Here is a 4,787-nt window from a genome sequence, read left to right on the forward strand (position 1 = left end):
TGCTGGAAGTCAGCCGCATGGACTACGTGCGCACGGCCTACGCCAAGGGCCTGACACGCGTCGCCGTGGTGCTGCGCCACGTGCTGCGCAACGCCGTGCTGCCCATCGTGACCCTGCTGGGCCTGCAACTGGGCGCGGTGCTGGGCGGCAGCATCGTGATCGAGTCGGTGTTCAGCTGGCCCGGCATCGGCGCCGTGCTGTTCGACAGCGTCATGAGCCGCAACTACCCCGTCGTGCTGGGCATCCTGGTCCTCAGCTCCGTCGTGGTCATCGTCGCCAACATCTTTGTGGATCTGGCGTATACGCGACTGGATCCGCGCATCAAGGCCGCCTGACATGTCCGCTACCTCCGCTGCAACCCTCCCGGCGCCGCCCGCCCGCCGACCGGAGGCATTCGCCGCCCGCTTTGCCCGCAATCGCGGCGCAGTCGCCGGCGCGCTGGTCCTGCTGCTGGTCGCGCTGGTCGCGGCCGGCGCGGACTGGCTCTACCCCGTCAACCCGCTTCGCATCGTCGGCGCGCCCGAGATCTGGCCGTTCGAGTCCTGGCGTTATCCGCTAGGCACCGACTCGATGGGCCGCGACATCGCCGCACTCATCGCCCACGGCGCGCGCGCCACGCTGCTGATCGGCCTGGTGGCCGCCGCCACCGCCACGCTGATCGGCGTGACCGTCGGCGCGGCCGCCGCCTGGGCGGGCGGCTGGATCGACGAGGGGTTGATGCGCCTGACCGAACTGTTCCAGATCATTCCCAACGTGGTCTTCGTGCTGACGGTCGTGTCGGTGCTCGGTCCACGCATCGAGCACATCACGCTGGCGGTAGGTCTGGTGTCCTGGCCCCCGATCGCGCGCCTGACCCGCGCCGAGTTCCTGTCCTTCAAGGAGCGCGAGTTCGTGCAGGCCTGCCGCGCCGTCGGCATGAGCCCGTGGCGCATCGCCGCCGCCGAAGTCCTGCCCAATGCGCTGCCGCCCGTCATCGTGATGTCGTCGCTGGTGGTGGCCGGAGCCATCCTGTACGAATCGGTGGTGTCCTTCCTGGGCCTGGGCGATCCCAACATCGCAAGCTGGGGCCGGCTGGTGGGCGAAGGCCGCAGCCTGATCCGGTCCTCCTGGTACATCTGCGCCGTGCCCGGCGTGGCCATCATGCTTACCGTGCTGTCGCTGAACCTGGTCGGCGACGGCCTGAACGACGCGCTCAATCCCAAGCTGCAAAAGCGCTGAGCCGCCAACTTCTGGAAGTCCTTCTCATGACGCATTCCCCCCAAAACCTTGGCGACCTTGCCGATCCGCGCCTGCCGGCCGACCTGCCCGCGCTCGTCGACCTGCGCCTGCCCGACACGCCGTGGCAACTGACGCACGGCGAGGCCGACCGCTTGGCCGGCGGCGTGGCCGCGTGGCTGACCGCGCGCAGCCTGCCGCCTGGCTCGCGCATTGCCATCGCGGCCCTGAACCGCGCCGAATACCTGCTGGCGTACTTCGGCATCATGCGGGCCGGTCACGTGGCCGTGCCGATCAACATCAAGCAATCGCAGGAAAACATCGACTACGTGCTGCGCGATGCGGATATCGCGCTCGCGTTCGTGGACGGCCCGCGCCGCGCCGGGTTCGAGGCCACCGTGCCGGTGCTGGATTTCGACGACACCGGCCCGCAGGGCTTTGCCGCGCAGATCGTTCCCTCCGCGTTCAAGAGCGTCACGCCCGCGCCCGAGGACATCGCGCAGATGCTGTACACGTCCGGATCCACCGGCAAACCCAAGGGCGTGCCGCTGACGCATGCCGGCCAACTGTGGGCGCTGACCGCCACGTCCGGCCCCGCGAACCCGGACGCGCCGCAAGCGCGCTACCTGCTGGCGCAGCCGCTGTTCCACATGAATGGCCTCTTCATGTCCAAGCGCGCGTTTGCCAGCAACAGCCTGCTGGTGATCCAGCCCGGGTTCGAGGTGTCGGCCTACGCCGATGCCTTGGCGCGCTACCGCATCACCATCCTGACCGCCGTGCCCACGATGTTCGCGCGGCTGGTCAAGGATCCGGCCTTGCTGCAGGACCGCGACCTGTCGGCGCTGGAGCGCGTGATGCTGGGCTCCGCGCCGATGACGACGGCCCTGTTCGACCGCATCCAGCGCGCGCTGCCGCATGTGCGCATTACCCACGGCTATGGCACGACCGAGGCCGGTCCCGCCGTGTTCGGGCCGCATCCCGACGGCTTGCCCACGCCGCCGCTGTCCGTCGGCTATCCGCTGGACGCCGCGCAGGTCCGCCTGACGGGCGGCGCCGGACCGGACGAGGGAGTGCTCGAAATGAAGAACCCGGCCGTGCTGGGCGGCTATCACAACCTGCCCGAAAAGAGCGCGCAGGTGCTGAACGACGGCTGGTACTACAGCGGCGACGTGATGCGCCGCGACCCTGACGGATTCCACTACTTTGTGGGCCGCGCGGACGACATGTTCGTCTGCGCGGGCGAGAACATCTATCCCGTTGAAGTCGAGAAACTGCTGGAGTCGCATCCTGACGTGCGCCAGAGCTGCGTGGTGCCGCTGGCCGACGAAGAGCGCGGCCACATCCCGGTCGCCTTCGTCGTCCGGCGCGCCGGCAGCACGCTGGACGCCGACACGCTCAGGCAGCACGCCTTGGCGAATGGCCCGGCGTATCAGCATCCACGCCGTATCCGCTTCCTGGACGACCTGCCGTGGGCAGGCACCAACAAGGTCGATCGCAACGCCCTGCTGCACGAGGCGCGCACGCTGGAAGCGCGGCAGGCATGGGCACAACCCGAAAAGGAGGCCGCATGAGCGCCGCACCGGATTCCCTGGCGGGCAAGACCGCCCTCGTCACCGGCGGCAGCCGGGGCATTGGCCGCGCGATCGCGCTGGCGCTGGGCCGCCGCGGCGCGCTCGTCGCCGTCCACTACAACGCGCGGGCCGACGCCGCCGATGAAGTCGTGGGCCAGATCCAGGCGGCCGGCGGCCAGGCGTGGACGCTGCAGGCCGATCTGGCGGACCCGGAAGCGGCCGAACAGCTCGCGCAGGATGCGCGCACCAGCCTGCGCGAATGCACCGGAGCCGACGGACTGGACATCCTGGTCAACAACGCGGGCGTGGGCCTGCGCGCCCGGCTGCCCGAGGTGACGCCGGCGGACTTCGACCGGGTGCTGCAGGTGAACCTGAAGACGCCATTCTTCCTGATCCAGCACTGCCTGCCGTTCCTGCGCGATGGCGGACGCATCATCAACATCTCGTCGATGGGTACGCGCGCCGCCTATCCCGAGATGAGCGTGTACGCGCCGGCCAAGGCGGGCCTGGAAGCGCTGACCCTGCTGTTGGCCAGCGAACTTGGCGCGCGCGGCATCTCCGTGAATTCGGTCCTGCCCGGCGCCACCGCCACCGATCTGAACCAGCGCGCCCGCGACCCGGAACTGAGCCGCGTCATCGCGCAGAGCATCGCGCTGGGCCGCGTGGGCCAACCCGAAGACATCGCGGACATCGTGGCGTTCCTGGCTTCCAACGAAGGGCGCTGGGTCACGGGACAGCGCATCGACGCGACGGGAGGACAGCGGCTGTAGCACCGGCATACCCATATACATATGTGATATCGGTATTTTTCACGCGGCCGCATGTCTCTTAGGATTCCAGCGTTCTTCTCCCCACGCTGGAATTGCCTTGTCACGCCTTACTCCTTTGGATCCCGCCAAGCTGGATCCCGCGACCGCCCAACTCTTCAATCAGCTTCTGCAGGATTACGGCCCGTACGCGAACATGCTGAGCGCGTTCGCGCCCCGCCCGCCGGCCTTGAAGCATTTCTTCTCGTACCTGGTGCAGTCGCGCGAAGACGGCCTGATTTCGCCGCGCCACCTGGAAATTGCACTGCTGACCGCGTCCAAGGCGCATGCCTGCCACTACTGCGTCACGCTGCACACGCCCAAGCTGGCTGCGCAAGGCATCTCGCAGGAAGCCATCGACCGCCTGCTGGAACCGCAAGTGCCGGGTCTGGACGAGAAAGACCTGGTGGTGCGCGACTACGCGGTGCTGGTCACCCTGACGCCGGCGCAGGTCAGCGATGCGTTCTACGCGAAGCTGCAGTCGTTCTTCAGCGAAGAGCAGATCGTCGAGCTGACCATCCGCATCGCGCTGTGCAGCTTCTTCAAGCGCTTCAACGAGGCGCTGGAAGTGCCGCACGAAGACGTGGTGGCCCTGGAACTGGAGCCTGGCGCGGCTTGAGGCGGCGTGCAGTCGTTTCGCCATGAGCCCCACCCCGCCCCTGAAACTTGAGATCCGCAATCTCTCCAAGCGCTTCCATACCGACACCGGCCCCGTGCAGGTGCTGGACGACATCAGCCTGAACGCCGCCAGCGGCGAGTTCGTCAGCATCATCGGCCCGTCCGGCTGCGGCAAGTCCACGCTGTTCAACATCCTCACCGGCCTTCTGGAACACGACGCCGGCACCATCGCGCTGGACGGCCGACCGCTGCCCAACCTGCGCGGGCGCGTCGGCTACATGCTGCAACGCGACCTGCTGATGCCGTGGCGCACCGTGCTGGACAACGTCCTGGTGGGCCTGGAGATCCGCGGCGCGCCCAAGGCCGAATCCGTCGAACGCGCACGCGAGTACCTGGACACCTTCGGCCTGCTGCCTTTCCAGGACAGCTATCCGAAGGCGCTGTCCGGCGGCATGCGCCAGCGCGTGGCCCTGGCGCGCACGCTGTTGCCCGATCCGGACGTGCTGCTGCTGGACGAACCGTTTTCGGCGCTGGACTACCAGACCCGCCTGTTCCTGGAATCCATGCTGGCCGACAC

General features: G+C 68.1%; 6 protein-coding genes. All 6 read left to right on the forward strand.

Annotation, left to right across the window (positions count from 1 at the left end; translation table 11 throughout):
• A partial coding sequence (locus RT697_RS26855) for an ABC transporter permease (protein ID WP_313702666.1) occupies positions 1-335 on the forward strand: 335 nt, incomplete at its 5' end.
• Between the two features lies 1 nt (position 336).
• Positions 337-1,218 (forward strand): ABC transporter permease, encoded by an 882-nt coding sequence (locus tag RT697_RS26860; protein ID WP_313702667.1) that lies wholly within the window; start codon positions 337-339, stop codon positions 1,216-1,218.
• A gap of 26 nt (positions 1,219-1,244) precedes the next feature.
• Positions 1,245-2,786, forward strand: coding sequence for a class I adenylate-forming enzyme family protein (locus RT697_RS26865; RefSeq protein WP_313702668.1), 1,542 nt, complete (start codon positions 1,245-1,247; stop codon positions 2,784-2,786).
• The gene (locus RT697_RS26870; RefSeq protein ID WP_313702669.1) at positions 2,783-3,556 is read left to right on the forward strand and encodes an SDR family oxidoreductase; all 774 of its coding nucleotides are present in this window, start codon (positions 2,783-2,785) and stop codon (positions 3,554-3,556) included. The genes RT697_RS26865 and RT697_RS26870 overlap by 4 nt, the downstream gene beginning before the upstream one ends.
• Before the next feature lie 97 nt (positions 3,557-3,653).
• Positions 3,654-4,211 carry a carboxymuconolactone decarboxylase family protein gene (locus RT697_RS26875; RefSeq protein WP_313702670.1) on the forward strand — a complete coding sequence of 186 codons (558 nt, stop codon included), beginning with the start codon at positions 3,654-3,656 and terminating at the stop codon, positions 4,209-4,211.
• A 22-nt stretch (positions 4,212-4,233) separates the two neighbouring features.
• A partial coding sequence (locus tag RT697_RS26880; protein ID WP_313702671.1) for an ABC transporter ATP-binding protein occupies positions 4,234-4,787 on the forward strand: 554 nt, incomplete at its 3' end.

The organism is Achromobacter sp., assembly GCF_032113835.1.
Taxonomy (GTDB): Bacteria; Pseudomonadota; Gammaproteobacteria; order Burkholderiales; family Burkholderiaceae_B; genus Achromobacter.